This is a genomic window from Pseudomonas sp. Leaf434, from assembly GCF_001425545.1.
GTDB classification, from domain to species: domain Bacteria; phylum Pseudomonadota; class Gammaproteobacteria; order Pseudomonadales; family Pseudomonadaceae; genus Aquipseudomonas; species Aquipseudomonas siliginis.
On sequence record NZ_LMQZ01000001.1, the window covers coordinates 2,210,586 to 2,234,544 of the forward strand.

Sequence of the window (23,959 nt, forward strand, 5' to 3'; positions counted from 1 at the left end):
AGTGTAAGCGCCTGTTAACCGAGCATTTCGCGCAGGCGATACCAGAACATGCCCAGCGCCAACAGCGGCGAACGCAACGCCGGGCCACCGGGGAAGGTCATGTGCGGCACGCTGCTGAACACGTCCATGCCTTGGCTATGCCCGGCGTGAATGGCTTCGCCCAGCAATTTCGCGCACCAATGGGTGACGTTGAGGCCATGGCCGGAATAGCCCTGCGCGTAAAACACGTTCGGGTGCTGTTTGAGCCGGCCAACCTGGGGGAAACGATTGGCGGTAATACCGATCTTCCCGCCCCATTGGTAGTCGATGCGCACGTCGGCCAGTTGCGGGAACACCTTGAGCATTTTCGGTCGCATGTAGGCGGCGATATCCGCCGGATCGCGCCCGGAGTAATGACAAGCACCGCCGAACAGCAGACGTCGATCCGCCGAGAGACGGTAATAATCGAGCCCGACTTTCTGATCGCACAGCGCCAGGTTCTGCGGGATCAACTGCGCGGCGCGAGTTTCGCCCAGCGGCTCGGTGGCAATGATGTAACTGCCAGCGGGCAGAACTTTGCCGCTGAGTTTCGGCTCAAGGTCATCTAGATGCGCGTTGCAGCCAAGCACCAGGCTGCCGGCGCGCACTGAACCGGTGGCGCAGCGCACCTCGACGGTCGGGCCATGGAGGATTTCCAGCACCGGACTCTGCTCAAAGATACGCACGCCCAGCGACGCGGCGAGACGCGCCTCACCTTGCACCAGATCAAGCGGATGCAAATGGCCCGAACCCATGTCGATCAATCCGCCGGCGTACACACCGGCGTCGACCACTTGCGCACGGATCTGCTCCGGCCCGACCAGCCTGGTTTCGTGGGCATAGTCGAGTTCGGCAAGGCTGTCCTGCTCTTGCTGGAACGCGGCAAATTGCGCGGCGGTGTTGGCCAGTTCGCAAAAGCCCCAGCGCAGATCACAGTCGATGGCGTTTGCAGTGATGCGCTGGCGCACCAGCTCCACCGAATCGATGCCGGCGCGCTGCAGATAGCGCACGCCGTCCTGGCCAACGTAACGGGCGAAACCCTCGACTTCATGGCCGATGCCGCGAATCAGCTGCCCGCCATTGCGCCCGCTGGCGCCCCAGCCGATACGTCGCGCCTCGAGCAAAACCACTGACAGACCGCGCTGCGCCAGCTCAATCGCGGTATTGACGCCAGTGAAACCGCCACCGATCACGCAGACATCGGCAATCAAATCCCCGTTTAGCGCAGGGTAGGCCGTGCTCGCCCGCGCAGAAGCGGCGTACCAGGAGCGGGCGTGCTGTGAATTGTGCTGATTCATTTGTTCGACTTCACTTTGCTCCACGACCGGGTCATCAGACGCATGATCGCCTGGGGCGGGGTCGAGGAAATGTAGAGTTTGTCGAGCACCGACTGCGGCGGATAAACCTCAGGGTTGTTGACCAGTTCCTCATCCATGAACGGCTTGGCCGCCGGGTTCGGGTTGGCGTAGCCGACGGTGGCGCTGACCTTGGCGATCACCTGCGGATCAAGCAGGTAATTGATGAAGGCATGGGCCTCTTTGGCGTTGCTCGCGTCGGCCGGAATCGCCAGCAGATCAAACCACAGGTTGGCGCCTTCCTTGGGGATGGCGTAAGCGATATTCACACCGTTCTTGGCTTCCTTGGCGCGGTTGGCCGCCTGGAACACATCGCCGGAGTAACCGAACGCGACGCAGATGTCGCCATTGGCCAGGTCCGACACGTACTTGGAAGAATGGAAATAGGTGATGTACGGACGGATGCTCAGCAGCTTGGCTTCGGCCTTTTTGTAGTCTTCAGGGTTTTCACTGCGCGGATCCATGCCCATGTAGTTGAGGATGGCCGGGAAGACTTCGTCGGCGGAGTCCATCATCGACACACCGCACTGGCTGAGCTTCTTCAGATTCTCCGGTTCAAACAACACGGCCCAGGAATCGATGTGGTCGATGCCGAGCACTTGCTTGACCTTGTCGACGTTGTAGCCGATGCCGTTGGTGCCCCACAGATAGGGCACCGAGTGCTCATTGCCTGGATCGTTTTTCTCAAGCAATTCAAGCAGTTTCGGGTCCAGATTGTTCCAGTTTGGCAACTGAGAGCGATCCAGTTTCATGAACGCGCCGGCCTTTACCTGGCGGGCGAGGAAGTGGTTGGACGGCACTACCACGTCGTATCCAGTGCGCCCGGCGAGAAGTTTGCCTTCCAGAGTTTCGTTGGAGTCGAAGACGTCGTAGATCACCTTGATCCCGGTCTTGCTCTGGAAGTCGGCGAGGGTGGTTTCGCCGATGTAGTCGGTCCAGTTGTAGACACTGACCTGGGGCTCGGCGTGGGCTGCTGCGCTGAACAGCACGCTCAGCGCGACCGGGAGTATGGATTTCAATGGACGCATATCGACACCTCTTCTTGTAATGATCGTTCCCACGCTGTGCGTGGGAATGCCGCAACGGACGCTCGGCGTTCGGCTTTGGATGGGACGCAGAGCGTCCCGGGATGCATTCCCACGCGGGAGCGTGGGAACGATCAAATTCTCAGGCGCTGCACAATCCCATGTGGGAGCGAGCCTGCTCGCGAAAGCGGTGTTTCAGTCGACATCTATGGTGAGTGTGCCGACGTCTTCGCGAGCAGGCTCGCTCCCACAGGGACGGCTGCGCCGTCAGACGCTCAGCAGCAGGAACTCTCGCTCCCACGAGCTGATCACGCGCTTGAAGTTTTCATGCTCGGCGCGTTTGACCGCGACGTAACCGCGGACGAATTTGCTGCCCAGGTATTCGGCAACTTTCGGGCAGTCTTCCATCTGCGTCAGGGCTTCTTCGATGGTGATGGGCAGGCGCAGATTGCGCCGTTCGTAGGCCCGGCCTTCGACCGCCGCGCTCGGCTCGATCTTCTCGACCATGCCGATGTAGCCGCACAGCAGGCTCGCGGCAATCGCCAGATAGGGGTTGGCGTCGGCGCCGGGCAAGCGGTTCTCCACGCGCATCGATTCCGGCCCCGATGTCGGCACCCGCAGGCCCACCGTACGGTTCTCTTCACCCCATTCGACGTTGACCGGCGCCGAGGTGTCCGGCAGGAAGCGGCGGAACGAATTGACGTTCGGCGCGAACATCGGCAGGACTTTCGGGATGTACTTCTGCAGGCCACCGATGTGATGACGGAACAGTTCGCTCATGTTGCCCTCGGCATCGGCAAAGATCGGCTGACCCGTCGCGATCTCGACCACACTCTGGTGCAAGTGCATGGCGCTGCCGGGCTCGTCGCCGATCGGTTTGGCCATGAACGTCGCGGTGACGTTGTGCTTGAGCGCTGCTTCGCGCAGGGTGCGTTTGAACACGGTGATCTGGTCAGCCAGATCCAGCGCATCGCCGTGGCGGAAGTTGATTTCCATCTGCGCCGGGCCGTCTTCGTGGATCAGCGTGTCGAGATCCAGACCTTGCAGTTCGCACCAGTCGTAGACGTCTTCGAACAGCGGATCGAATTCATTGGCGGCATCGATCGAGAATGACTGGCGACCGCTTTCCGCACGACCCGAACGACCCAGTGGTGCCTTGAGCGGCAGGTCCGGATCTTCACAGCGCTGGGTCAGGTAGAACTCCATTTCCGGCGCGACAATCGGCTTCCAGCCCTTGTCGGTGTAGAGCTGCAAGACTTTCTTCAGCACGTTGCGCGGCGACAGTTCGATCGGGTTGCCGAACTTGTCGAAGGTGTCGTGGATGACGATGGCGGTCGGCTCGATTGCCCACGGAATGACGTACACGGCGTCGGAAACCGGCTTGCAGACCATGTCGATGTCAGCCGGGTCGAGCAGGTCGTAGTAGATGTCGTCGTCGACAAAATCCCCGGTTACCGTTTGCAGCAGCACGCTCTCCGGCAGGCGCATACCGCGCTCATGCAGGAACTTGTTGGTCGGTGCAATCTTGCCGCGGGCGATGCCGGTCAGGTCGCTGACCACGCATTCGACTTCGGTAATCTTGTGATCTTTCAGCCAGGTGAACAGCTGATCGAAAGGGGCGTTCATAAAGACCTCGTTATTGGTTTTGTAGACGCCGGGGAGGGCGGGTTTCATCTTCCGCCCCTTCCCCTGTGGCGCGTTGGCGACTATCTTGGGCGCGGCTTGCGATTCCATCTATCCACTTTCAGCAGCACCAAAGCGCACCAAAAGAGTGCGCAGGGTCACCCCATGACAACGTGCAATCCGCTTCAGGTTCAAGCGTTCAATACCGCCGACGTGGCCGAGCAAATCCGCGCTACACCGGGCTGGGTCCAGCATTACCAGCAGATGTCGCCGGGGCATTTCGCCGGGCAGATTCGCTATCTGGATCTGCAGGGCGTCGAGGTTTATGAAGAACAGATGAACACCCGGGTCGAGCAAAACTTCAGTGCGCCATCCGGGGCTCTGGCGTTCTGTTTCGATCGCAGCGACAACGCGCTGTATCTGCTCAACGAAGAGAGCCGCAACATCTGGATCACCCCGGAGAACTACCGGGAAATCGCTGTGGTGTTCGGTCCGGATTTTGTCCGCGAGCACGGTTTGCAAGTGGCAAAGCTCGAAGGTTTGTTCATGGCGCCGCTGAACTGCGGACAGAACGCTTTGTTCAGCGGCTGGCTAAGCTCGATTCTCACGAAGTTGTCGCAAGCTGCTGATCCACTTGATAAAGATCGCCTGACTCGGCAACTGCTCGAGGACTGCCTGTTCATCCTCGACAACGCTCAAACCCGTCTTGATCGTGGAGGATTGCAGCAGCGCAACAACGAACGCCAAATCATGAAGCGAGTAGGGGAGTGGGCGGCTGATTCGCCGGAAGACACGGTCAATCTGCTCGAACTTTCCCACGTTGCCGGCGTACCCCTGCGCCAGTTGCAACAAGCTTTCAAGGCCTACACCGGGATGACCCCGAGCCATTGGTTACGCCTGAGGCGGTTGAACAGTGCGCACCGTGAATTGCTCAAGCGCCGACCTTGCGAAACCACCGTTGCCGAAGTGGCGATGCGCTGGTCGTTCTGGCATCTGGGGCGGTTTTCCAGCAGTTACCGCGCGCTGTTCAAGGAGCTGCCGAGCGAAACGCTCAAGCGCTGAGCAGAAAAAGGCTTTGTGTCCTCGCAGAAGTTAAATAGAATCAGTCTCATTTGAATCTACCTTCGCGCAGGGTCTCTTGAGATGATTGAAGCCACGTCACCGTCGGAGCAAAGCCTGCAGCAGTTGTACCGCGAGCATCGCGGCTGGCTGGAAACCTGGCTGCGCCGGCGCATGGGCAATGCGTGGGATGCGGCGGACCTCAGTCAAGACACCTTTGTCCGCGTCCTGTGCAACGCGCCGCCACTGGCCGAGTTGCGCGAGCCGCGCGCTTATCTGCTCACCGTCGGCAAACGGTTGCTGAGCAATTTCTACACGCGGCGCCACCTGGAAAAAGCCTACCTCGATGCCTTGGCGCAATTGCCGGAAGCGTGCGCACCGTCGCCGGAGCAGCGCTGGTTGCTGCTGGAAACCTTGCAGGCGCTGGATGAATTGCTCGATGGCTTGCCGCGCCCCGTGCGCCGGGCATTTCTTTGGAGTCAACTCGAGGGCCTTGGCTACCGCGAGATTGCCGAGCGCTTGCAGGTTTCCGAGCGCACGGTGAAACGCTACATGGCCCAGGCGTACGAGCATTGCTTGCTGGTGGATCTGTGATGCGCGTTGCCCCCAGCGAGGAAACGCGGGAAGTGGCGCGGGCAGCGGCGCAATGGCTGGCACTGCTCGAGTCCGGTGGTGCCAGTGATGAAGATCACGCCCGATTGCAGCATTGGCGTACCAGTGACAGTCGCCACGAGAACGCGTGGCAGAAAATTCAACAACTGCGTCAACGCTTTGCAGGCTTGCCCCCGGCGCTTGCCCTGGCCACGCTGGACCGGCCGGATCCGGCGCGGCGCGCTGCTCTCAAGCGTGCTTTGGGCGTGGCAGCGCTAGTGCCGGCGGTGTGGTTGATCAGTCGGGAGCTGCCGCTGGAGGTCTGGCGCGCCGACCTGCACACCAGCACTGGCGAGCGGCGCAAAGTGCAGTTGGCCCAGGATTATTCATTGCAACTCAACACCGACAGCGCGGTTAATGTCGATCTGGCGGCACGTCAGTTGACGCTGATTCGTGGCGAGATGGCGCTCAACGCGGCAGGCGATTCAGCCTTTATCGTCAACGCGCCTTATGGACGGATGATCGTCAAACACAGCGACATCTCGGTGCGCCTCAATGCGCGCGATTGCCAGGTCTGCGTGCTGCGTGGTTCGGTGCAATTGCAGCCACTGCACGGCCCGGCGCTGGTATTGCAGCAAGGCCAGCAAGTCAGCCTGCAAGCTTCGGGCGCCGGGGCGGTGACGGCGTTCGATGCGTTGATGCCCGGGTGGCGCGACGGTGTGGTGATGGCGCAAAACCAGCCGCTGGGTGATTTCCTCCGCGAGCTGAGTCGCTACCGCTCGGGTGTTCTGCGCTGGGATCCGGCGCTGGAATCGCTGCGCGTCACTGGCAGCTTTCGCCTCGACGATACCGATCAAGTGCTGGCACTGCTGGCTGCCAGTTTGCCCGTCGATGTGCATACGCGAACGCGATTTTGGGTGTCACTGGTACCGCGTGCGGAAAAAACTGGCTGAAGCCTGTCCCTTTTTTTCGCCTCGCTGGTCATTCCAGGCAAGTGAACAAAATCGAGAGCTTCTTCCAATGCCCGCAGTATTTCCAGGTCGTTTGCGTCCGTTGTTGCAGTTGAGCCTTTTGCTGAGCCTGAGTGCCAGCCCCGTGTTGATCCAATCGAGCTGGGCCGACGATGGCAGTCGCCGCAGTTATCAGGTGCCGGCCGGTAGTCTGAGTACAGCGCTGACGCGCTTCGCCGGTCTCGCCGGCGTCAATCTGTCGGTGGATCCGGCACTGGTCAGCGGCCGCAACAGCAATGGTTTGTCCGGTGAATATGGCGTGGAGGAGGGGTTCAGCCGGTTGTTGCTGGGTTCGGGGTTGCAGCTGCAACCGGTCGGCGATCAGGCTTATACGCTGGTGCCCGCAGCGCAAGGCAGCACCTTGCAACTTGCGCCGACATCGATTCTCGGCGCGAGCGGTTCAGCGGATGCCGACGTGTTTGCTGGCGGTCAGGTCGCGCGGCGTGGCTCGCAAGGGTTGTTGGGTTCCAGGGATTTCATGGAAACCCCGTTCAGCATGACCACCTACACCAGCGAAACGGTGAAAAACCAACAGGCGCGCACGCTCGGCGATCTGATCAGTACCGACCCTTCGGTACGCGCCACCAACCCGGCCGGTGGCCGCTATGAGCAATTCACCATTCGTGGTTTCAGCCTGTTCAACAGTGATGTTGCCTACAACGGCCTCTACGGAATCCTGCCGACTTACACCATCGACATGGAAATGGCCGATCGCGTCGACATCCTCAAAGGCCCGAGCCAATTGATCAACGGGATTTCGCCACGGGGCAGTGTAGGAGGGGGGATCAACGTCGTGCCGAAACGCGCGACCGACAAGCCGATCACCTCGCTGACGGCCAATTACGCCTCCAACAACCAGGTCGGCGGCGCAGTGGATGTCGGACGGCGTTTTGGCGAAGACAATCAATTCGGGGTGCGCTTCAACGGGGTCAAACAGTCCGGCGATACCGAATGGGATCATCAGAGCGTCGATCGCGACATGGCGGTACTCGGTCTGGATTTCCGTGGTGAACGCTTGCGACTTTCCACCGATATCGGCCACACCGAGCGCGACACCGACGCACCGCAGGAACGCGTGCAAGTCGCGGCCAATGCCAAGGTGCCGAACGCCAATGATGTGCGCGATAACTATGCGCAACCCTGGAGTCGGGCGCGAACCAAAGACACTTTCGGCACGCTCAACGGCGAGTTCGATGTCAGCGATTCAGTCATGCTGTATGGCGGCGTCGGCGCTCGCAAAAGCAATCACGACTTCTTGCGCCACGCGGTGTCGGTGACCAATGACGCCGGCGACTTCAGCGTCCAGCCGCGCGACTTCACTCGCGACGAAAACGTTCGCACGGCTACCGCTGGGGTGCGTAACTGGTTCCAGACCGGACCGGTCAGCCATGAAGTGAACCTGGCGGCCAACTACTTTTATATGGACTTCGAAAACGGCGGCGCCCGTTACGCGGCCGGGCGCAGCAATCTCTACGACCCGGTGGAAATAGCCAGACCCGGCACGCCGACCCGCAATGACGCCAAGGTCTACACCGAAAATCGCTTCAGCGGCGTGGCCTTGTCCGACACGCTCGGTTTCTTCGATGATCGACTGCTGCTGACTCTGGGTGCGCGCTGGCAGCGGGTCAAAGTCGATGACTGGAGCGACGGCATCAAGGGCGACACGGCCTACGATGAAGAAAAGGTCTCGCCGTCGGGCGGGATTCTGTTCAAGGCGACGGACAAACTTTCGCTGTACGCCAACTACATGGAAGGTCTGAGCCAAGGCAAGATCGCGCCATCGACGTCGATCAACGAAGACGAAATCTTCCCGCCATTCATCAGCCGCCAGGTCGAAGTCGGCGCCAAGTACGACGCCGGCTCATACGCCCTGACGGCAGCGGTGTTCCGCATCAAACAGCCTGCCTACGAAACCAATGCGACCACACGAGTCTTCGGCCCGAACGGCAAACGCGAAAACAACGGCGTAGAACTGAGCGTGTTTGGCGAACCGCTGAAGGGCTTCCGATTGCTCGGCGGGGTGATGTACATCGATAGCGAGCTGACCGATACCACCAACGGTACATTCGACGGCAACCGCGCACCGGCAACACCGAAATACAACGTCAACCTTGGTGCAGAGTCGGACGTGCCGAGCGTGCCGGGGCTGACTTTGACCAGCCGTGGTATTTACTCGAGTTCGCAGTATCTGGACCAGTCGAACGACAAGGAAATCGACTCTTGGGAACGGTTCGACGTCGGCACACGCTATGCTTTCAAGTTGGACGAGAAGACGATCACCTTGCGCGCAAATGTCGAAAACGTGCTGGATAAACGCTATTGGAGCTCGGCGGGTGCCTCGGATGATAGTGAGCCGGGATTGACGCTTTCGACGCCGCGAACGTATCTGCTGTCGGCGACGGTAGACTTCTAACGGAGCAGGGTAAGTGCGTCGATCGTCGTCGAAAATACGTTAACTACACTAAATGACCGTTTAGTTGAGCTAACAAAAAACCGTACCTGCAACGGAGAAGGCCATGATTCAGCGCAAGCCGAATGCTACAGATGTGATTGCTGCGCTGAATCTACAGCCCCATGTCGAGGGCGGTTATTACCGCAGAACCTATCAAGCCGATCACCGTGCCTGCCTCGAAACGCAGCAAGGCACGCGATATCTGCTGACCTCGATCTACTATCTGCTCACTGAGCAATCGCCGGCGGGCCAGTTTCATTTCAACCAATCCGACATCCTGCATTATTTTCAGTTGGGCGACGCCATCGAATACAACCTGATCCACGCCGACGGCTCACTGCAAACGCTGGTGATGGGCAGCGATGTTTTGGCTGGTCAGCAACTGCAATTGCACGTACCGGGTGGAATCTGGAAAGCCTCTCGATTGCTGGAAGGCTCGAATGGCTTTGGCTTGATCAGCGAAGCGGTTTCGCCTGGGTTTGATTTCGCGGACATGGAAGTCGGTAATCGCGCAAAACTCACGGCACAGTATCCGCAGCATGGAGCGCTGATTGAAATGCTTACGCGCGGTGAAGATTGAGAGTTGTAGATTGGGACAAATGCAGTTTGCAGGGAAAGCTGGTTTTGAAGCGACCGCGCAGATTCAAATCTCTCGGGCAACCACGCTAACCCTGTAACATCTTGTTACGTGTAATGTATATTATGTTAAATCATGTATGCGAATGGCCTCAGGCTTTAGATATCAGATCCACCACTCCCAACCTCTCAGTCTAAGCAACGCCATTCGTTTGCTGCTTCAACAACCAATGTCTCTCGGTAGTCCATCCGATAAAAACCTGAGCACCTTCGCTTGCTTGGCGAGCCTCGGTCAACGGTGCGCCAGAAGCCGCTACTCGCAATCCTCTAATCGCCGGCAGGAACCTTTCACGAAATGCACTAGGCTGAATCGCGAAATGAGCTTCGATACGTTCAATCGCGAAACGCATTTCTGCCTCATCGAGCATCGCTAGATAAAAGACCATTTGCCGCCAGGCATAAGCCGTATTTTTGATCACCACCAGGCTGGAGTGATAAAACCGCAACTTCATCTGCTGGCGTACGCATATCCATCTGAAGCATTCCTCGGCCATCGAAGCCAGGCGATGCTGCAACAGCGCCTTCAACCCGAGCTCACCAAACAACAGCGCAAGGTTTTGCGTCGTCAGGATCTGTTGTTGCTCGATGATTTTCCCGTTAGTCGCCGGTCGCCATGTCCCCAGGCCCGCATCAGCCCGCTGGGAGCACAATCTGGCCAATGCGTCCCTGGAACTAGCGTCAGGTCTGGAGAACCTTTTCCGCCTGGATTTCGGTTGATCAGGAAGCATCGCCAATTGGCTTGCATCAATGTCGTAGTAATTGGCGTATAGCGTGCCACCTGTCAAAGATGCTGCCTGCCTGGCAGCTCTTATGTACTTGTTCGAGAAAGCGCCCATGAAAATGTCCGAGGCGACCTCTTCCACAAAAGGCAGATCCAGCTTGGCCATCGCACCAAGCGCAGCAAATTCCTGAATGAGTTTGTTGGGCAGGATCGCTTGAGGAAAAGCGCAAAGAGTCATTGCTGCGGATTGGATCAGGGACTGTTTCGCTGCCTCAGCGACCACCGCGTCCGTTTCTCGCTGGTCCTCAACAGCCGCCACCCACGGCAATTCATTCATCCTGACCTGACTTTGCAGATCCAACAGCAACAATGATCGGCGTTGTCGAAAGGCGCGATAGGTTGCTACAGAGAGCATCCGCAGCGACATATCGCGAAATCCTGCACTGCAGATCTCAGCCGTTATCGCTGGCAGCAGCCGCGCCACGGTATCCCCGGATGTAATCAATCCCTTATCGATCAACTCGGCAATTGTGCCCTTTCGACACCGCTCGACGCGTCGACGAATATCAGGAGGAATGCCGATACCTGTTAACAGCGAATATGCGGTCGCTTCTTCGCAGGTAACGGGGTGCAGCAGAGATGAAAAGTCGGAAACTCCGTCCGAACCGGGATACCTGCTCAGACGTGCGGCAACCGCTTTAGCAAATAGATGGTGACCGGGTGCGGACACGTGACCGCGTTGAGAGTCTCTGTGCTTTTGATGAGACTCGGATTCGGGATGACCATGCTTGCGTACGAAATCGTCGACGATCCTGCGAATTCGTCCGACTTGTCGTCCGGTAAGCAACGCCGCATCGCTGGCGCAAACCCCCAGCAGTGCAAACAACTCCCCTACCCGATCCCGCCGGTTTTCAGCTTCACACGGAGCGCTGGGACAAGAAGCATCGAACTGCCGCTTCAGAGTATTCGCCTGCTCAAACCAGCCCTGGGGATACCGGCGGCAAGGCCAATCATCCTGATACGTCAAAAGGAAAAGCGACACCGCCGCATCGTAGAGCGGCAAGCGAGTCTCGACGACATGTTTTTGCGCTGCCAGACGCGTCTGTGCTGGGCGGTTTGAAAGCACGGTTCTGACATCACCGACAGTAAAAACCTGCACTTGCCCTGCTGAAAGCGGCGAACCGTCAGAAGCCATCGGAAAGAATCGCAGCTCTTCAAAGAAAGGCGCTATCGCTTCAACCAGATCCCATGCGTTCTCTGTACGTTGCTGCCCCAGCAACCAGGCCACCGTCAGCAGTGCAGCTTCTTCTGGCACCTCGATTCGATAATCCCCGCTCGCCAGCTTCGTTTGCAGTACCTCAATCCCCTCCTCCGTAAGGTGCCAAGTGTTGAGATCGAGTCGCTCGAAGCCAGGACGGATACCAGGAATCGAAGCAGCCAAATGTCGCTCGTACTCGGTCAGTGCGCCACCGGCCATGTACTGCCCAGTGGCAAAACCACCCGTGGCGACTTCCAGCGTGACCCACTCAGGCACATCCGCGAATGGAGTTCGTGAGCCATACGACGCAGATCCCTGCAATATGTGCTCGATTACATTGCGCCAGCGCTCGATGCGCTTGCTCGTCTGTCCGTTATCGTCGAGGCCCGATGCAGCGAGTGCCCGAGACAGTTGAAAGGCTGCATAGCCGGCACCTATGCCGGCATTCGCATTCGATTCCCTATCGTCCCTGAGCATGAGTTCTTCCGAGCCTGCGATGTTGTGGGTCCGGGGGCTGGATTCGAACCAGCGCCCACCCGGTTAAGAGCCGAGTGTTCTACCGCTGAACTACCCCGGAACAGAGCGCGGATTGTCCACCAGCGCTGAACGATTGTGAAGATCGAAAACATTGCCGCTTGTGAACCTGAACGTAATCAGGTGATCTCGGGAAGAGTCGTCAAGACCAGCGCAGTCCGATCGAGTCCTTTGCACCGGCGTCGCGAACCAATACGCCTGGAGCCCGACGCCTTTATTTCGGGTTGCGGGATTGTCAGCGAGTTTAGCGCTACTCTGCGCAATCGATTACTTCGCCGTTCCAATAGCAATTGTACGGGCTGGAGCGGCCGCGATTGGTATTGCACTCAGAATTCGTTTGAGTTCGATCCCCAGTGCCTCCCCTTCTGATTCTGCATTGATTTGCCAGGCTCCGACCCCATAGTCCGCATGATAAGTCGGGCTGATAAGCGCCGTTACTTTGTCTGCCCTAGGTATCAGCAGCAATGAAACGTCAGGCTTGATGCCCTTCCACTGGAGACTGTCGTGATAAATGTGCGCTGACTCCATTGCATCCAGGACGCTGGCGCGGGCGCTGCGATACTTCGCGTCGAAAACCAAGAAGCGCTTCGTCGAAGGCGAGTCCAATGGCCTGATTGGCCGGATTGTCCTCTTCCTCGTAAGATCTGCTGACCTCAAAGCGAACAGTATTCAAGGCCGGACGCTGAGTGCTGGCAGGATGCAAGAGTGCCTGTCCCGTCGGCCCTCTGAGTGCCTTATGCACGGATGCGGAGTCCAACCGCTTGACCGTGTGCGCACTTACCGACGTGCGATCACTCTTCAAGGTTGTTAACGGCCGCTGAGATATCTGTGTGAGCGCGCGGTGAAACCGATCCCCATAGCGCCTCAGCCTCGCATACTGCAGATGCGCGTTGGTTAGCGCTCCATCATGGCCAATTCCAAACTGAGCCTCTTCTGTGCCCATAACGAGAGCCGGGTCGAAATCCAGAATAGCCTCAACCATGGCAGCGAATGCCTGGCCGCCGAGCTTATTATCAGCTGCTGAAACGTCCAGCCGGTAGATTGCGGCAGTCCGCCCCTGGTCATCCAGAAGCTCTGCCGCGACCTCATTTTCGCTAGCCCTACCCTCTATAACCAAGTCGTTGGCTGGCGCTCAGGCCATAATCGCTCGAACCAGAAAATCACCTTGGCCGGACACCTACCTGAGCTCTCAGTCGGCAAAGTTCATATCACTGCACATGAGTTCGTCTTTAGCATGGCCGAGAGCAATCGTTGGCGCGCTGACATGTGCCTCTCACCACACTCGATTCGCTCTTGGGGGCTTCACCCGCCTTAAACCCGGAGAGGCTGCGGACTTCTGAAGCTTTCGATGCCTCTCCGAGTAAAGGACGAAGAAAGATATGGAAATGCATGGCATCAAAAGCTACGGCGAGAGACTTCAGTTCGCATATACCCTTCGTGGGTTTCCAAAACTCTACGCGCTGTCACACCGAATCGGTGTGACGGACAGCGCCCTCAGTCGGTGGTTTCGTTCAGAGCCAATCAGTATGGAGAACTTCGCCAAGCTGTGCGTCGAGCTGAACGTCAATGCCGATTGGCTTCTGCTCGGCCGTGGACAGCACTCGCTCGGCGCCATGCATGACGCGCCGCATCGCAAAACGCTCGCGGACGTGATTGAAAGAATGGCCGACAACGATGTTCGTAACCTCGCCAAGTTTCTTGATGAAGTGACTACTCCAGCACCTTGAGCGCCACGCAATATTTTCAGGGCAATTCGTGAGCCCTGCTCAACCGACTGAGCTTCACGAAGGGGCCGATATTGATAACTTCTAGATGCCCAAGCAATGACGCCTGGGTATGAGCTGGAGATCATCATGTGCACTAAGGAATCTGCAAAAGCTGATGTAGAAGTGAAGTTCGAGTCCCAGAAAACGTTCAGCCTTTTCGGTCGGAACATCTCAACTTGCCAAGCGGCCCTGGGGGCTGGTGCTCACGTGCAAGTCACCAACACAGAAGGCCTGAACTACCATCTGAATGTTTTCGCGAAATGCGAGTGCGACGGGCTTCTGAAGAGACTCAACGTGGCAATCGACAAGTCCATAGGTAACCCTCCCGAAGGCTTGCGTGACGTCCCTTTCACTATCGACCGCACTTCCCATCCCGACTGGCGCTCTCGTCAAGCCTATCTTCGCGATGGTGTGGGGTTTACGAGCAGGATCATCACCTGCGCTTGGCCTGCCCTTGCGCCGCCGAAGCTGGGCAGCGTACTAACCGGTGGAACTACGACGACAATCGACGTCACAGCCATCGACTCGCAGTTGGTTTATGCCATGACCGATGCTACCCCGGAGCAGGTCAGCGCATACTCCCACCTGAACCTCTACGCACAGGGGGCTGCGCGCGCCGTCCTGAAAAACAAGGGCGTGGACATCACCAATACGGACTATCTGCAGACGAAGCAATGGTTCGATGCTGTGGTTTACCAACTGACCGATCTGGGCTTTACCGTAAAGGCAGCGAGTGGCGGCCAGGTCAGGCAGGATGTCTCTTCAGGTGACGTGGACATCGGTAGTTTGCTGACCACCATCGTTGGCACGTATCTGGGAGCGACGGAACTCGAGAGTTTCAAGCAGCTCGCGACGCTCTTGGCCAAGGATCCCAACGATTCGGGCACCCACGACTTCATGACCTTCTGGTGGAACAAGGCAAGCACTAAGGACGGCCGCACGACTGTCGCCTTTGGCCCCATCAAGAACGACCAGGGCATGGCTTCGGTGACAGTGGTTTACCTCGTGTTGGATGTGGAATTCACAGACTGGCACTCACTGTTTGTCAGCTACCACCATGAAGGTGTATTGATCCGCAGCGCTGCCATTACCCTGGATCTCGACATGGAGGTCTACAGCAACAATGAAAAAGCAATCTTCGACGCCATCTCTGGCGCAGTGGCCAATCACATCAAGACTCAGGAACTGAGTTTCGACTGATAGCCCATAAATACGGGGCTCCAGCACATATTCGCAACGCTGGAGCCCCGTTTTTTTGTGCAATGGCACTTTCCGCGCTGCCTGTCTTAGTCGACCGTGATCTGCCTTGAGGGACTGGCGCTAAGGAACGCGCAGGCGGCTCATCACCCGATTAATCTCCCCTACCACCCGCCCCGTCGCCTCCTCGATCGTTCCCTCATTGCGGCAAATAAACCAACCCTGATCGGCAGCGACTTGTTCAAAAGCCTGGGTACAGTCGACATGCTCCTCCAGACCGCGAAGCACAGTACTGCTCAAGCCACGCCGTCGCGCCCCCGCCCTCGCCCACGAAATCTCCGCCGCCGTGACCACGCCAACATGCAGGTCGGGCACCTGAACGTTGCGATCACGGTTTAATTGCAGGATTTCAGCAAACGGGACTATCCGGCGAAACGCCGCATCGGATGGATACCAGCGATCGATCAGGATGATGCTGTCGGTGGGTTGTCTGGTCAGCACGTTTCGGGAAATCCAGCGGCGGCTGTCAGCCAGGCGTTGGCAAACTTCCAGTTCCAGATTCCTGTCAGGATGGCGGACGAGCCGGTTCACCAAGTGCATTGTCTCGCCCCTGAACGGGTCGCTTTTTTTCTCGCAGAGTCGGATGACTTTCTGGTTGTCTGCCCTCAGGACTTCAGTGATGGCCTCCAACAGCGAGGTTTTGCCGACGCCTTTGGGGCCATCAAGGGAAACAAACAGCGGACGAGTCATTGTTCACAGGCTTTAACGGGAAGTGGTGAACACTCTAACGGATTTTCAGGTTGAACCTCTTCTGCTCAGGCGGACTCCCAAACCTGAATTCAGGAGAAACCTATGACCCAGACAGCTCTAGTCGTGGGCGCCAGCGGCATTGTCGGCAGCGCCATCACCCAGTTACTTATCGACAACCAGTGGCAGGTCGCCGCGCTGTCGAGGCATCCATCTCAACTTCAAGGCGTGATCCCTGTCGCGGCGGACCTTCAGGATCCAGCCTCTTTGGAACAGGCGCTGAGGGATGTGAAACCCACGCATGTGTTCATTACCACATGGTCACGCCAAGCCACGGAAGCGGAGAACATTCGCGTCAATGCCGCCATGGTGCGCAACGTCCTCGCCGCCATTCGCCCAGCGAAAAGCGTCAAACACGTAGCACTGGTTACCGGCCTTAAACACTACCTCGGCCCGTTCGAAGCCTATGGTGAAGGCAGCCTGCCGCAGACACCGTTTCGCGAAGAGCAGGGTCGTCTGAATGTCGAGAATTTCTATTACGCCCAAGAAGACGAACTCTTCGCCGCTGCGGAAAAGGACGGTTTCACCTGGAGCGTTCATCGCCCGCATACCGTCACTGGGGTGGCCGTGGGCAACGCGATGAACATGGCAACCACCCTCGCCGTCTATGCCTCGATTTGCAAACACACCAATCGCCCTTTCGTATTTCCAGGATCAAAAGTGCAGTGGGACAGCCTCACCGACATGACCGATGCGCGGCAATTGGCGAAACAACAACTGTGGGCGGCCACCACGCCGGCTGCGGCGAATCAGGCATTCAATATCACCAATGGCGATATATTCCGCTGGAAATGGATGTGGAGCCGAATTGCCGAATACTTCGACCTGCCTGCTGCCGATTATCCCGCTTCAGCCTCACCCCTTGAAAAGCAGATGGCTGACGATCAAGCCGTATGGACGCAAATAGTCGCGGAGCACGGTTTGAAAGAGTCCGACATTGGACGTCTGATTTCCCCATGGCATACCGATGCCGACCTTGGCCGCCCCATCGAAGTGGTCACGGATATGTCGAAAAGCCGCCTGATGGGCTTCACTGCCTACCAGGCGAGCGATCAGGCATTTTTCGACGTGTTCGACAAACTGCGGGAGATGCGCTTGATCCCCTAGGCGGTTCCAGACAGATAAGGTGGGCACCTGGCGTGCCCCCTCATTCAACAGTCATTTCCACGCCCTCGCCCCCCACATCTGCGACTTTCATTCGCCCTGTGAAATCCTCCTGCCAGTCACCGGCAGAACGCAGCCGATCGTATATCCCAACTCCAAAATAGCGCCTTCCACAGGTATCGCTCTGTATCCAAGTGTGTACGGACGCAAACACGTTACACAACATTGATCTTCCCGCCCCCTCAGACACAAGCGAGATACACCAGCACGATGAACTGCGCCCACGGCCAGCGCAGTGCTCCTGTGCCTGACACCTGTCATTGGGAGCACCTGAAGGGCTTCCACTTTCTTGACGACAAGTAGGAGGATTAAACCCATGCAAACAAACGCGTTATCGGTCTTGAATCGGCTGCAACTTAACCTCGATCGCGCTGGAGACTGGATCGCCCCTGTGAGCCTGCGCGTTTTTCTGGCCTGGGAGTTTTTTGAAGCGGGATGGGAAAAGTGGAACGGTGAGAACTGGTTCCCGAGCATTCAAGGGGCCTTTCCTTTTCCCTTCAATCAGCTGCCGGCTACGTTCAATTGGCAGTTGTCCATGTGGGCAGAACTGCTCTGTTCCATCGCTTTGCTTGTAGGTCTGGGAACACGTCTTTCGGCACTGATCCTCATAGTGGTAACCGTCGTGGCAACTGCCGCAGTTCACTGGCCAGCAGAGTGGTCGACGTTGAGCGAACTGGCTATGGGCTACTCCATCACCAACAAAGGCTACGGCAATTTCAAACTTCCTTTGATCTACCTCGTAGCCCTTCTGCCACTGGTATTCACAGGCGCCGGCAAGCTAAGCCTGGATGCATTCATCGGTCGGTATCTCAAGCGTTTGAATGCACGCTGAGTGTTATCGCGTCACCGAGGTTATCGCTCTCAACCCCCGCTAGTTAATCAGGAGTTTCACCATGACCCATATTGATAAAGTGCTGTACACCGGCAAAGTCCATACCTCTTCGGGTGGACGCAATGGCACCGCCCTCAGTGACGATGGCCGACTGGATATAAAGCTGTCATCGCCTGGCACCTCTGGCGCCGGTACCAACCCAGAGCAGTTGTTCGCCGCAGGTTGGTCGGCCTGTTTTATCGGCGCGATGGGGATTGCGGCGAGCAAGCTGAAAGTCACCCTCCCGGGTGACCTTGCCGTCGACGCCGAAGTGGATCTAGGCACAACAGATGGTGCGTATTTCCTCCAGGCTCGCCTCAACGTCTTCCTTCCCGGGCTGGATCGCAACGTCGCCCAAGACCTGATCGATACCGCACACCAGACATGCCCGTACTCCAAAGCGACGCGGAACAACATCAACGTGGTGATCAACCTCGTTTGAGCAGAACCGTGGCGGGTTTCAACCGCCCGATCCATGCCCGCCCGGCTGCCATAGGTGACCGTGGAGGTGGCGTGGATCGGGCGTTTCAGACGTCGAATCGGAGTATTTAGCTCATGCAAACGAACACTTCATCATCAACGCATTTAGATCCACAGCTTCCCCCTGCGGCGACCGTCGGGCTCGGGTTGCGCCGTGCGCTGCTCAACACGCTTCGTGACGCTCCAGTCGGTGATTTCGATTTTCTAGAGGTTGCTCCAGAGAACTGGATCGGCATCGGCGGCGCGCATGGAGCGGCCCTGCAGATGCTAGCTGAACGTTATCCGCTGTCATGCCACGGCTTGTCACTTTCGCTGGGTGGCAGTGCGCCGCTGGACGAATCTTTTCTTGAGCAAGTCCGCGGGTTTCTCGATCGCTTCAACGTGCCGTTCTATAGCGAACACCTGAGTTACTGCAGCGACGATGGCCATCTCTACGACCTGCTGCCGTTGCCATTCACTGAGGAGGCCGTTCATCACGTTGCGGCGCGCATCCGTCGTGCGCAGGACATTCTCGGTCGTCGTCTTGCTGTAGAGAACGTCTCTTACTACGCCGCTGCTCATCAGGACATGGACGAACTTGCTTTTACCAATGCAGTGCTCCGCGAGGCCGATTGCGACCTGTTGCTCGACGTTAACAATGTGTACGTCAACTCAGTCAACCACCGCTTTGATCCAGCGGTTTTCCTCGCCGGCCTGGAACCCGAACGCGTAGTCGCCATGCACGTGGCTGGGCATTACGACGAAGCCGAGGACCTGATCATCGACACCCATGGTGCGTCGGTCAAACCGGTAGTCTGGTCATTGCTGGGGCAGGCTTATGACCTTTTCGGCGTGAAGCCAACCCTGCTGGAGCGCGATTTCAACTTTCCGTCCTACGACGAACTGGTGGCTGAGTTGAACACCATCAAGCGCTTGCAACGCGACGCGGGTGCTTTGGCGCGGGTGACTGTCGATGGCTGACTCCACTTCAAGTCTGCACAGTCAGCAGCTCGCGCTGACCCGTTACCTGCGTGACCCGGACAGTTATGCGCCGCCTGCGCAGATGAATCCCGCAAGAGCGCAGGTCTACCTCAACCTGGTGTTGAACAATCTGTTGGGGTTGCTGGGTGGAACGTTTCCGGTGCTGATTGCCGTGCTGGGTGATGCCGGTTGGCGTGCGCTGGTACGACGTTTTTTGCGTGACTACCGCGCGCAAACACCACGCTTCGGAGAAATTGCTCGTGAGTTTGTAGACTTCGTAGCGAGCCTGGAAGACTCGCCCGGTCACGAACACCCTTGGTACCCGTTCTTGCCTGAATTGGCTCATTACGAGTGGGTGGAGATGGCGCTGCAACAGTTGGACGCTGCGCCTTTAAAGCCCAGTGATGCGGCGCATTTACTCGATCGTCCCCTCAGGCTTTCCCCGCTCGTCTGGCCGCTGGCTTACACATGGGCCGTACATCGTCTCGGCCCAGGCCACTTGCCTTCTGAACCGCCAGAACAACCGACGTTGCTGCTGATCAGCCGTGTGCCGAGTGGCCAGGTGCAATTCTCCCAGGTCAGCCCTCTCGCGTTCCGTTTGTTGCAGCGGATCGAGCAGTTCCGTGACATGGATGGACGAGCGCAGTTGCACGCTTTGGCTGCGGAGGCTGGTGCATCAGACGTGACCAGCTTCGTCGCTGACGCACTGGCTCTGCTGCGCAAGCTGCATGAGCAAGCTGTCGTCGGGGTAGCAGCGACACCCGTTTTAAAGCTGTTGTCCTGACTGACGCGCAAAGGCTGAGGTCAGTTTTTGTATCTCTATGTACCCAAACGCGAAGTCTTGGGATTGGCTTACAAATGCTCCGCTCGCCGATACATCACCGATACATGACTCCCGCTAAATAGGCCTGCCCGAATAGGGTCGCTCTGTCGAAGTGGACGACGCTTGCGCCCTTCGCCTCGAGCTTCCTTGAGGGTCTATCCGCCCTGTGGCATGAATCGCGGCGTCGCCGCGCAAAGCATCTGGAGAAGCACTATGTACCGTAAACCAATGTCGAACAAAACCAGTCTTGGCCTGGCCGCAATTGCTTTAGCCGGTGGTATGAGCCTGGCATCGTCTGCCGCTTTTGCTGTTGAGCCATTGCCCCAAGGCTACCAACTGGCATCGGCCGATAAAACCGGCGAAGGCAAGTGTGGCGAAGGCAAATGCGGCGCCAGCGAAGCCAGCGACAAGTCGGCTACTGCCGAGGGCAAGTGCGGTGAAGGCAAATGTGGGGACGACTCTTTCGCTCGCACAGATACCGACCATGATGGCCTCGTCTCTCTTAAAGAGCTGCTGGCTGTGGCACCTCAGGGCGGTGAAGAATTCAAAGCGATGGACACCAACCACGATGGTTTTCTTTCGGAAGGTGAGGTCTACAAGTTCAGAACCAACCAGTACATCTCCAATGGCAAAAAAGTCCCAACCGAGCTATTTACCCGCATGAGCAAAGCGCAGAACTGATTCCTCCCGCCGTAGCATTCGCCCTCCCCGCGCCTGCAGCCAGGGAGGGCGATCTACTTTCTGCAAAGCGCTCAATGTTAAATGCGGATTGATTACACAGCGTTATAAGTGATGTTCTCCGCCCCTGATTTATCCCCTGAACGCAACACTCTAAAGTCGATCCCACTGCTCCCCTTCATATCGATGGGGTGCCTACAGGAGACTTATCCCATGCCTTTCATCAGCGTTCGTATCACTCGCGACGGCGTTACCAAAGAACAGAAATCTCAAGTCATCGCCGAGATCACCAAAACCATGCAAACCGTCCTCAACAAGGACCCGCACCTCACCCATATCGTTATTGAAGAGGTCGATACCGACAACTGGGGCTATGCCGGAATTACCACCACCGAGTACCGCCAACAACTGACGGAGTCGAAGAAATGACTTTCCCCGTCCGTATCGACTTTGTGTCGGATGTGGTGTGCCCCTGGTGCGCACTCGGCGCCACAGCGCTGGAACAAGCCATCGCGAACGTTGCCGGCGAGGTTGCCGTAGAACTGACCTTCAAGCCGTTCGAACTGAACCCGGACATGCCGGCCGAGGGCGAGCACGCCATCAAGCACATGATGCGCAAATACGGGCGCAGCGCCGAAGAAGTCGCCTCGCGCAATGAAATGATCGTCGCGCGTGGCAATGCCATAGGTTTTCAGTTCGACCTGGACAAGCGCAGCCATTTCTACAACACCTTCGATGCCCATCGACTTCTGCTCTGGGCAGTGCAGGAAGGCCGCCAGGTCGCGCTGAAGAAAATCCTGATCGAGGCTTATTTCACCAATGGCGAGAACCCCAGCGACCACGAAACATTGGTGCGCCTGGCCGGTGAAGCGGGACTTTCAACCACCCGCGCCCGAGAGATTTTGACTAGCGAGGCGTTCGCTCTCGAGGTCCGTGAACTTGAGAGTTTTTACCTTGAGCGCGGGATTAACTCGGTCCCGGCCATGGTGCTGAACGGCCGTCAGTTGGTGTCCGGATCGCTATCCGTCAAGGAATACGAACAAATCCTCAGGCAAGTCGCACGAGAGTCCGCCACTGCCTGACAAAGCGACTTAACTGCAATCTCAGTTATTAAGCATTTCGCCGGGGCTTGTTGAAGTGACCGCCCCACTTCCTTCCATCAACGTCAAGTGAACCGTCATGCCTCACGACTTGAATCAACTGGAAACTGCGCTGGCTGCTTACCCCCGAGTGGCGCTGCTGGAAGGCCCGACACCGATTCAGAAACTGTCCCGTCTGAGCCGGGCCGCCGAGCTGCATGGCTGCGATCTCTACGTCAAACGCGATGACCTGATGGGCCTCGGCGGCGGTGGCAACAAACTGCGCAAACTCGAATTTTTGCTTGGCGAAGCATTGGCCGAAGGCGCGGACACACTGGTTACCTGGGGCGGCTTTCAATCCAATCACGCCAGGCTGACCGCCGCCGTCGCGGCCCGCCACGGCTTGGCCTGCGAGCTTATTCTGACTCCGTCTGCGGTGCGCAGCGATGATGATTTTTGTCATAACGGCAACGTATTGCTCGATGGCCTGTTTGGCGCAAAGGTCCATCGACTGCCGCGCGGTTTGACGCCCGATAGCTACGCTGGTGAATTGCTTAGCGCGCTCAAAAGCCAGGGCAAAAAACCCTTCCTCATACCATTGGGCGGCTCCAGCCCCAGGGGCAGTCTGGGCTACGCCGCTTGTGCGGGAGAGATCCTCCGCCAGGCAGACGCGCTCGGCGTTCACTTCGAGCGGATCATCATCCCCAACGGCAGCGCAGGGACTCATTCAGGGCTGCAGGCCGGTCTGGCACTGGCTCGATCATCAACCGAAGTGATCGGCTATTCGGTGTTGGCAACAGAGGAGCAGGCCACAGCGACGACACTGGAAAAAACCCGGGAAACCTTGCAGCTCCTGAACCCGTCCGCAACCCTTCTGCAAAGCGCAATCACTGTGGATGGCAGGCAACGTGGCGACGCCTACGGCGCACCCACCGAATCGATGCTCGAAGCGGTTCGGCTGCTGGCCTCCGTTGAGGGCTTGCTGACGGATCCGGTCTACGGTGGCAAGGCCTTCGCCGGGTTGCTCGCTGCCGTGCGCCAAGGCGACTACCCGCCAGGAAGCAATCTGCTGTTTGTGATGACCGGCGGCTTGCCTGGCCTCTTTGCCTACCGCAGCGCCTTCAACTGACTTGAGCTTTTTCGTCGTCATAAAAAACTGATGCCCGGGCGAGCCCACGGCATCGGTCACTCAACTTGCGTGGAGTACATCGTCATGTCGAACGCCCCTTATCCGCTGAACCGCACCGCTTATCTGCTGGTCGATCCATACAACGATTTTCTCTCGGAAAACGGCAAGGTCTTCCCCTTGATCAAGCCGATTGCCGAGCAGGTCGGGCTGCTCGACAACCTGCGAGCCCTCGATCGCGCCGTACGGGCGCAGAACATTCCGGTGGTCATCGTGCCGCACCACCGCTGGGAACATGGCGACTACGACGGCTGGGATCATCCAACACCGACCCAATGCAAAATCATGCACATGCACCACTTCGCACGCGGTGAATGGGGCGGCGAATGGCATCCCGATTTCGCACCGAAGGACGGCGACATTGTCGTGCAGGAGCACTGGGGCTCCAGCGGCTTTGCCAATACCGACCTTGATTTTCGTTTGAAGCAGAAAGGTATCACCCACGTCATCATCGTCGGCCTGCTCGCCAACACCTGCATCGAAGCGACCGCCCGCTACGCCTCGGAACTGGGCTACCACGTCACGCTGGTGCGCGATGCGACCGCCGCTTTCCGTACGGAAATGATGCACGCCGCCCATGAGTTGAACGGGCCGACTTTCGCTCACTCAATCGTCACCACCCAGGAATTGATTGAGGCGCTGGCAGCGCAGGTGTAATGGCGAGGA

General features: G+C 57.9%; 23 protein-coding genes and 1 tRNA gene. 17 read left to right on the forward strand and 7 right to left on the reverse strand.

Annotated elements, in window-relative coordinates; translation table 11 throughout:
• Nucleotides 1-14: 14 nt before the first annotated feature.
• The 3 genes from ASG55_RS09895 to ASG55_RS09905 form a co-directional block, all read right to left on the reverse strand.
• Complete coding sequence (locus ASG55_RS09895; RefSeq protein WP_056786004.1) at nucleotides 15-1,316, reverse strand: NAD(P)/FAD-dependent oxidoreductase; 1,302 nt, start codon at nucleotides 1,314-1,316, stop codon at nucleotides 15-17.
• The gene (locus ASG55_RS09900; protein ID WP_056786007.1) at nucleotides 1,313-2,401 is read right to left on the reverse strand and encodes a polyamine ABC transporter substrate-binding protein; all 1,089 of its coding nucleotides are present in this window, start codon (nucleotides 2,399-2,401) and stop codon (nucleotides 1,313-1,315) included. The genes ASG55_RS09895 and ASG55_RS09900 overlap by 4 nt, the downstream gene beginning before the upstream one ends.
• Nucleotides 2,402-2,665: 264 nt before the next feature.
• Nucleotides 2,666-4,024 (reverse strand): glutamine synthetase family protein, encoded by a 1,359-nt coding sequence (locus tag ASG55_RS09905; RefSeq protein WP_041480368.1) that lies wholly within the window; start codon nucleotides 4,022-4,024, stop codon nucleotides 2,666-2,668.
• 162 nt (nucleotides 4,025-4,186) lie between these two features.
• Here ASG55_RS09905 and ASG55_RS09910 point away from each other — a divergent pair, with 162 nt between their 5' ends.
• The 5 genes from ASG55_RS09910 to ASG55_RS09930 all read left to right on the forward strand — a co-directional run bounded on the left by ASG55_RS09910 (nucleotide 4,187) and on the right by ASG55_RS09930 (nucleotide 9,713).
• Nucleotides 4,187-5,083 (forward strand): helix-turn-helix domain-containing protein, encoded by an 897-nt coding sequence (locus ASG55_RS09910; protein ID WP_056786010.1) that lies wholly within the window; start codon nucleotides 4,187-4,189, stop codon nucleotides 5,081-5,083.
• Between the two features lie 81 nt (nucleotides 5,084-5,164).
• The gene (locus tag ASG55_RS09915) at nucleotides 5,165-5,674 is read left to right on the forward strand and encodes a sigma-70 family RNA polymerase sigma factor (protein ID WP_056786013.1); all 510 of its coding nucleotides are present in this window, start codon (nucleotides 5,165-5,167) and stop codon (nucleotides 5,672-5,674) included.
• On the forward strand, nucleotides 5,674-6,624 hold the full coding sequence (locus ASG55_RS09920) for a FecR domain-containing protein (RefSeq protein WP_056786014.1): 951 nt from the start codon (nucleotides 5,674-5,676) through the stop codon (nucleotides 6,622-6,624). Before ASG55_RS09915 ends, ASG55_RS09920 begins: the two co-directional genes overlap by 1 nt.
• 67 nt (nucleotides 6,625-6,691) lie before the next feature.
• Nucleotides 6,692-9,094, forward strand: coding sequence for a TonB-dependent receptor (locus tag ASG55_RS09925; protein ID WP_056786017.1), 2,403 nt, complete (start codon nucleotides 6,692-6,694; stop codon nucleotides 9,092-9,094).
• A 103-nt stretch (nucleotides 9,095-9,197) separates the two neighbouring features.
• The gene (locus ASG55_RS09930) at nucleotides 9,198-9,713 is read left to right on the forward strand and encodes a cupin domain-containing protein (protein WP_056786019.1); all 516 of its coding nucleotides are present in this window, start codon (nucleotides 9,198-9,200) and stop codon (nucleotides 9,711-9,713) included.
• A gap of 190 nt (nucleotides 9,714-9,903) precedes the next feature.
• On the opposite strand, the gene ASG55_RS26290 is transcribed toward ASG55_RS09930, so the two are convergent.
• The 3 genes from ASG55_RS26290 to ASG55_RS09940 all read right to left on the reverse strand — a co-directional run bounded on the left by ASG55_RS26290 (nucleotide 9,904) and on the right by ASG55_RS09940 (nucleotide 12,861).
• On the reverse strand, nucleotides 9,904-12,225 hold the full coding sequence (locus ASG55_RS26290) for a hypothetical protein (protein WP_082530277.1): 2,322 nt from the start codon (nucleotides 12,223-12,225) through the stop codon (nucleotides 9,904-9,906).
• Between the two features lie 25 nt (nucleotides 12,226-12,250).
• Nucleotides 12,251-12,325 (reverse strand) — tRNA-Lys (locus tag ASG55_RS09935).
• Nucleotides 12,326-12,549: 224 nt separating this feature from the next.
• The gene (locus ASG55_RS09940; RefSeq protein WP_156388177.1) at nucleotides 12,550-12,861 is read right to left on the reverse strand and encodes a hypothetical protein; all 312 of its coding nucleotides are present in this window, start codon (nucleotides 12,859-12,861) and stop codon (nucleotides 12,550-12,552) included.
• 806 nt (nucleotides 12,862-13,667) lie between these two features.
• Here ASG55_RS09940 and ASG55_RS09950 point away from each other — a divergent pair.
• Both ASG55_RS09950 and ASG55_RS09955 read left to right on the forward strand, forming a co-directional pair.
• Complete coding sequence (locus ASG55_RS09950; protein WP_162245413.1) at nucleotides 13,668-14,009, forward strand: helix-turn-helix domain-containing protein; 342 nt, start codon at nucleotides 13,668-13,670, stop codon at nucleotides 14,007-14,009.
• Between the two features lie 126 nt (nucleotides 14,010-14,135).
• Nucleotides 14,136-15,248, forward strand: coding sequence for a hypothetical protein (locus ASG55_RS09955; protein WP_156388178.1), 1,113 nt, complete (start codon nucleotides 14,136-14,138; stop codon nucleotides 15,246-15,248).
• A 120-nt stretch (nucleotides 15,249-15,368) separates the two neighbouring features.
• On the opposite strand, the gene ASG55_RS09960 is transcribed toward ASG55_RS09955, so the two are convergent.
• Complete coding sequence (locus ASG55_RS09960; protein ID WP_056786029.1) at nucleotides 15,369-15,995, reverse strand: dTMP kinase; 627 nt, start codon at nucleotides 15,993-15,995, stop codon at nucleotides 15,369-15,371.
• 102 nt (nucleotides 15,996-16,097) lie between these two features.
• Here ASG55_RS09960 and ASG55_RS09965 point away from each other — a divergent pair, with 102 nt between their 5' ends.
• The 10 genes from ASG55_RS09965 to ASG55_RS10010 all read left to right on the forward strand — a co-directional run bounded on the left by ASG55_RS09965 (nucleotide 16,098) and on the right by ASG55_RS10010 (nucleotide 23,950).
• The gene (locus ASG55_RS09965) at nucleotides 16,098-17,159 is read left to right on the forward strand and encodes an SDR family oxidoreductase (RefSeq protein WP_056786033.1); all 1,062 of its coding nucleotides are present in this window, start codon (nucleotides 16,098-16,100) and stop codon (nucleotides 17,157-17,159) included.
• A gap of 373 nt (nucleotides 17,160-17,532) precedes the next feature.
• On the forward strand, nucleotides 17,533-18,048 hold the full coding sequence (locus ASG55_RS09970) for an HvfX family Cu-binding RiPP maturation protein (RefSeq protein ID WP_056786035.1): 516 nt from the start codon (nucleotides 17,533-17,535) through the stop codon (nucleotides 18,046-18,048).
• A gap of 61 nt (nucleotides 18,049-18,109) precedes the next feature.
• Nucleotides 18,110-18,529 (forward strand): organic hydroperoxide resistance protein, encoded by a 420-nt coding sequence (locus ASG55_RS09975; protein ID WP_056786037.1) that lies wholly within the window; start codon nucleotides 18,110-18,112, stop codon nucleotides 18,527-18,529.
• 113 nt (nucleotides 18,530-18,642) lie between these two features.
• On the forward strand, nucleotides 18,643-19,527 hold the full coding sequence (locus ASG55_RS09980) for an HvfB family MNIO-type RiPP peptide maturase (RefSeq protein WP_056786040.1): 885 nt from the start codon (nucleotides 18,643-18,645) through the stop codon (nucleotides 19,525-19,527).
• A complete protein-coding gene (locus ASG55_RS09985) occupies nucleotides 19,520-20,311 on the forward strand; it encodes an HvfC family RiPP maturation protein (protein ID WP_056786043.1) in 792 nt (263 codons plus the stop codon). The genes ASG55_RS09980 and ASG55_RS09985 overlap by 8 nt, the downstream gene beginning before the upstream one ends.
• A gap of 252 nt (nucleotides 20,312-20,563) precedes the next feature.
• Nucleotides 20,564-21,031 carry an HvfA family oxazolone/thioamide-modified RiPP metallophore gene (locus ASG55_RS09990; protein WP_041480354.1) on the forward strand — a complete coding sequence of 156 codons (468 nt, stop codon included), beginning with the start codon at nucleotides 20,564-20,566 and terminating at the stop codon, nucleotides 21,029-21,031.
• A 210-nt stretch (nucleotides 21,032-21,241) separates the two neighbouring features.
• Nucleotides 21,242-21,457 (forward strand): tautomerase family protein, encoded by a 216-nt coding sequence (locus ASG55_RS09995; protein ID WP_016774741.1) that lies wholly within the window; start codon nucleotides 21,242-21,244, stop codon nucleotides 21,455-21,457.
• Entirely contained in the window at nucleotides 21,454-22,110 is a 657-nt protein-coding gene (locus tag ASG55_RS10000) for a DsbA family oxidoreductase (RefSeq protein WP_056786046.1), read from the forward strand. Before ASG55_RS09995 ends, ASG55_RS10000 begins: the two co-directional genes overlap by 4 nt.
• A gap of 97 nt (nucleotides 22,111-22,207) precedes the next feature.
• On the forward strand, nucleotides 22,208-23,236 hold the full coding sequence (locus ASG55_RS10005) for a D-cysteine desulfhydrase family protein (protein ID WP_056786049.1): 1,029 nt from the start codon (nucleotides 22,208-22,210) through the stop codon (nucleotides 23,234-23,236).
• Between the two features lie 84 nt (nucleotides 23,237-23,320).
• Nucleotides 23,321-23,950: an isochorismatase family cysteine hydrolase gene (locus tag ASG55_RS10010; protein ID WP_056786051.1), complete on the forward strand. Its 630-nt coding sequence runs from the start codon at nucleotides 23,321-23,323 to the stop codon at nucleotides 23,948-23,950.
• The last annotated feature ends 9 nt before the right edge of the window (nucleotides 23,951-23,959 follow it).

Bases quoted from the DNA above. Each gene is read 5' to 3' on its own strand.
- ASG55_RS09895 (WP_056786004.1), bottom strand. From the start codon at position 1,316: ATGAATCAGCACAATTCACAGCACGCCCGCTCCTGGTACGCCGCTTCT.
- ASG55_RS09900 (WP_056786007.1), bottom strand. From the start codon at position 2,401: ATGCGTCCATTGAAATCCATACTCCCGGTCGCGCTGAGCGTGCTGTTC.
- ASG55_RS09905 (WP_041480368.1), bottom strand. From the start codon at position 4,024: ATGAACGCCCCTTTCGATCAGCTGTTCACCTGGCTGAAAGATCACAAG.
- ASG55_RS09910 (WP_056786010.1), top strand. From the start codon at position 4,187: ATGACAACGTGCAATCCGCTTCAGGTTCAAGCGTTCAATACCGCCGAC.
- ASG55_RS09915 (WP_056786013.1), top strand. From the start codon at position 5,165: ATGATTGAAGCCACGTCACCGTCGGAGCAAAGCCTGCAGCAGTTGTAC.
- ASG55_RS09920 (WP_056786014.1), top strand. From the start codon at position 5,674: ATGCGCGTTGCCCCCAGCGAGGAAACGCGGGAAGTGGCGCGGGCAGCG.
- ASG55_RS09925 (WP_056786017.1), top strand. From the start codon at position 6,692: ATGCCCGCAGTATTTCCAGGTCGTTTGCGTCCGTTGTTGCAGTTGAGC.
- ASG55_RS09930 (WP_056786019.1), top strand. From the start codon at position 9,198: ATGATTCAGCGCAAGCCGAATGCTACAGATGTGATTGCTGCGCTGAAT.
- ASG55_RS26290 (WP_082530277.1), bottom strand. From the start codon at position 12,225: ATGCTCAGGGACGATAGGGAATCGAATGCGAATGCCGGCATAGGTGCC.
- ASG55_RS09950 (WP_162245413.1), top strand. From the start codon at position 13,668: ATGCATGGCATCAAAAGCTACGGCGAGAGACTTCAGTTCGCATATACC.
- ASG55_RS09955 (WP_156388178.1), top strand. From the start codon at position 14,136: ATGTGCACTAAGGAATCTGCAAAAGCTGATGTAGAAGTGAAGTTCGAG.
- ASG55_RS09960 (WP_056786029.1), bottom strand. From the start codon at position 15,995: ATGACTCGTCCGCTGTTTGTTTCCCTTGATGGCCCCAAAGGCGTCGGC.
- ASG55_RS09965 (WP_056786033.1), top strand. From the start codon at position 16,098: ATGACCCAGACAGCTCTAGTCGTGGGCGCCAGCGGCATTGTCGGCAGC.
- ASG55_RS09970 (WP_056786035.1), top strand. From the start codon at position 17,533: ATGCAAACAAACGCGTTATCGGTCTTGAATCGGCTGCAACTTAACCTC.
- ASG55_RS09975 (WP_056786037.1), top strand. From the start codon at position 18,110: ATGACCCATATTGATAAAGTGCTGTACACCGGCAAAGTCCATACCTCT.
- ASG55_RS09980 (WP_056786040.1), top strand. From the start codon at position 18,643: ATGCAAACGAACACTTCATCATCAACGCATTTAGATCCACAGCTTCCC.
- ASG55_RS09985 (WP_056786043.1), top strand. From the start codon at position 19,520: ATGGCTGACTCCACTTCAAGTCTGCACAGTCAGCAGCTCGCGCTGACC.
- ASG55_RS09990 (WP_041480354.1), top strand. From the start codon at position 20,564: ATGTACCGTAAACCAATGTCGAACAAAACCAGTCTTGGCCTGGCCGCA.
- ASG55_RS09995 (WP_016774741.1), top strand. From the start codon at position 21,242: ATGCCTTTCATCAGCGTTCGTATCACTCGCGACGGCGTTACCAAAGAA.
- ASG55_RS10000 (WP_056786046.1), top strand. From the start codon at position 21,454: ATGACTTTCCCCGTCCGTATCGACTTTGTGTCGGATGTGGTGTGCCCC.
- ASG55_RS10005 (WP_056786049.1), top strand. From the start codon at position 22,208: ATGCCTCACGACTTGAATCAACTGGAAACTGCGCTGGCTGCTTACCCC.
- ASG55_RS10010 (WP_056786051.1), top strand. From the start codon at position 23,321: ATGTCGAACGCCCCTTATCCGCTGAACCGCACCGCTTATCTGCTGGTC.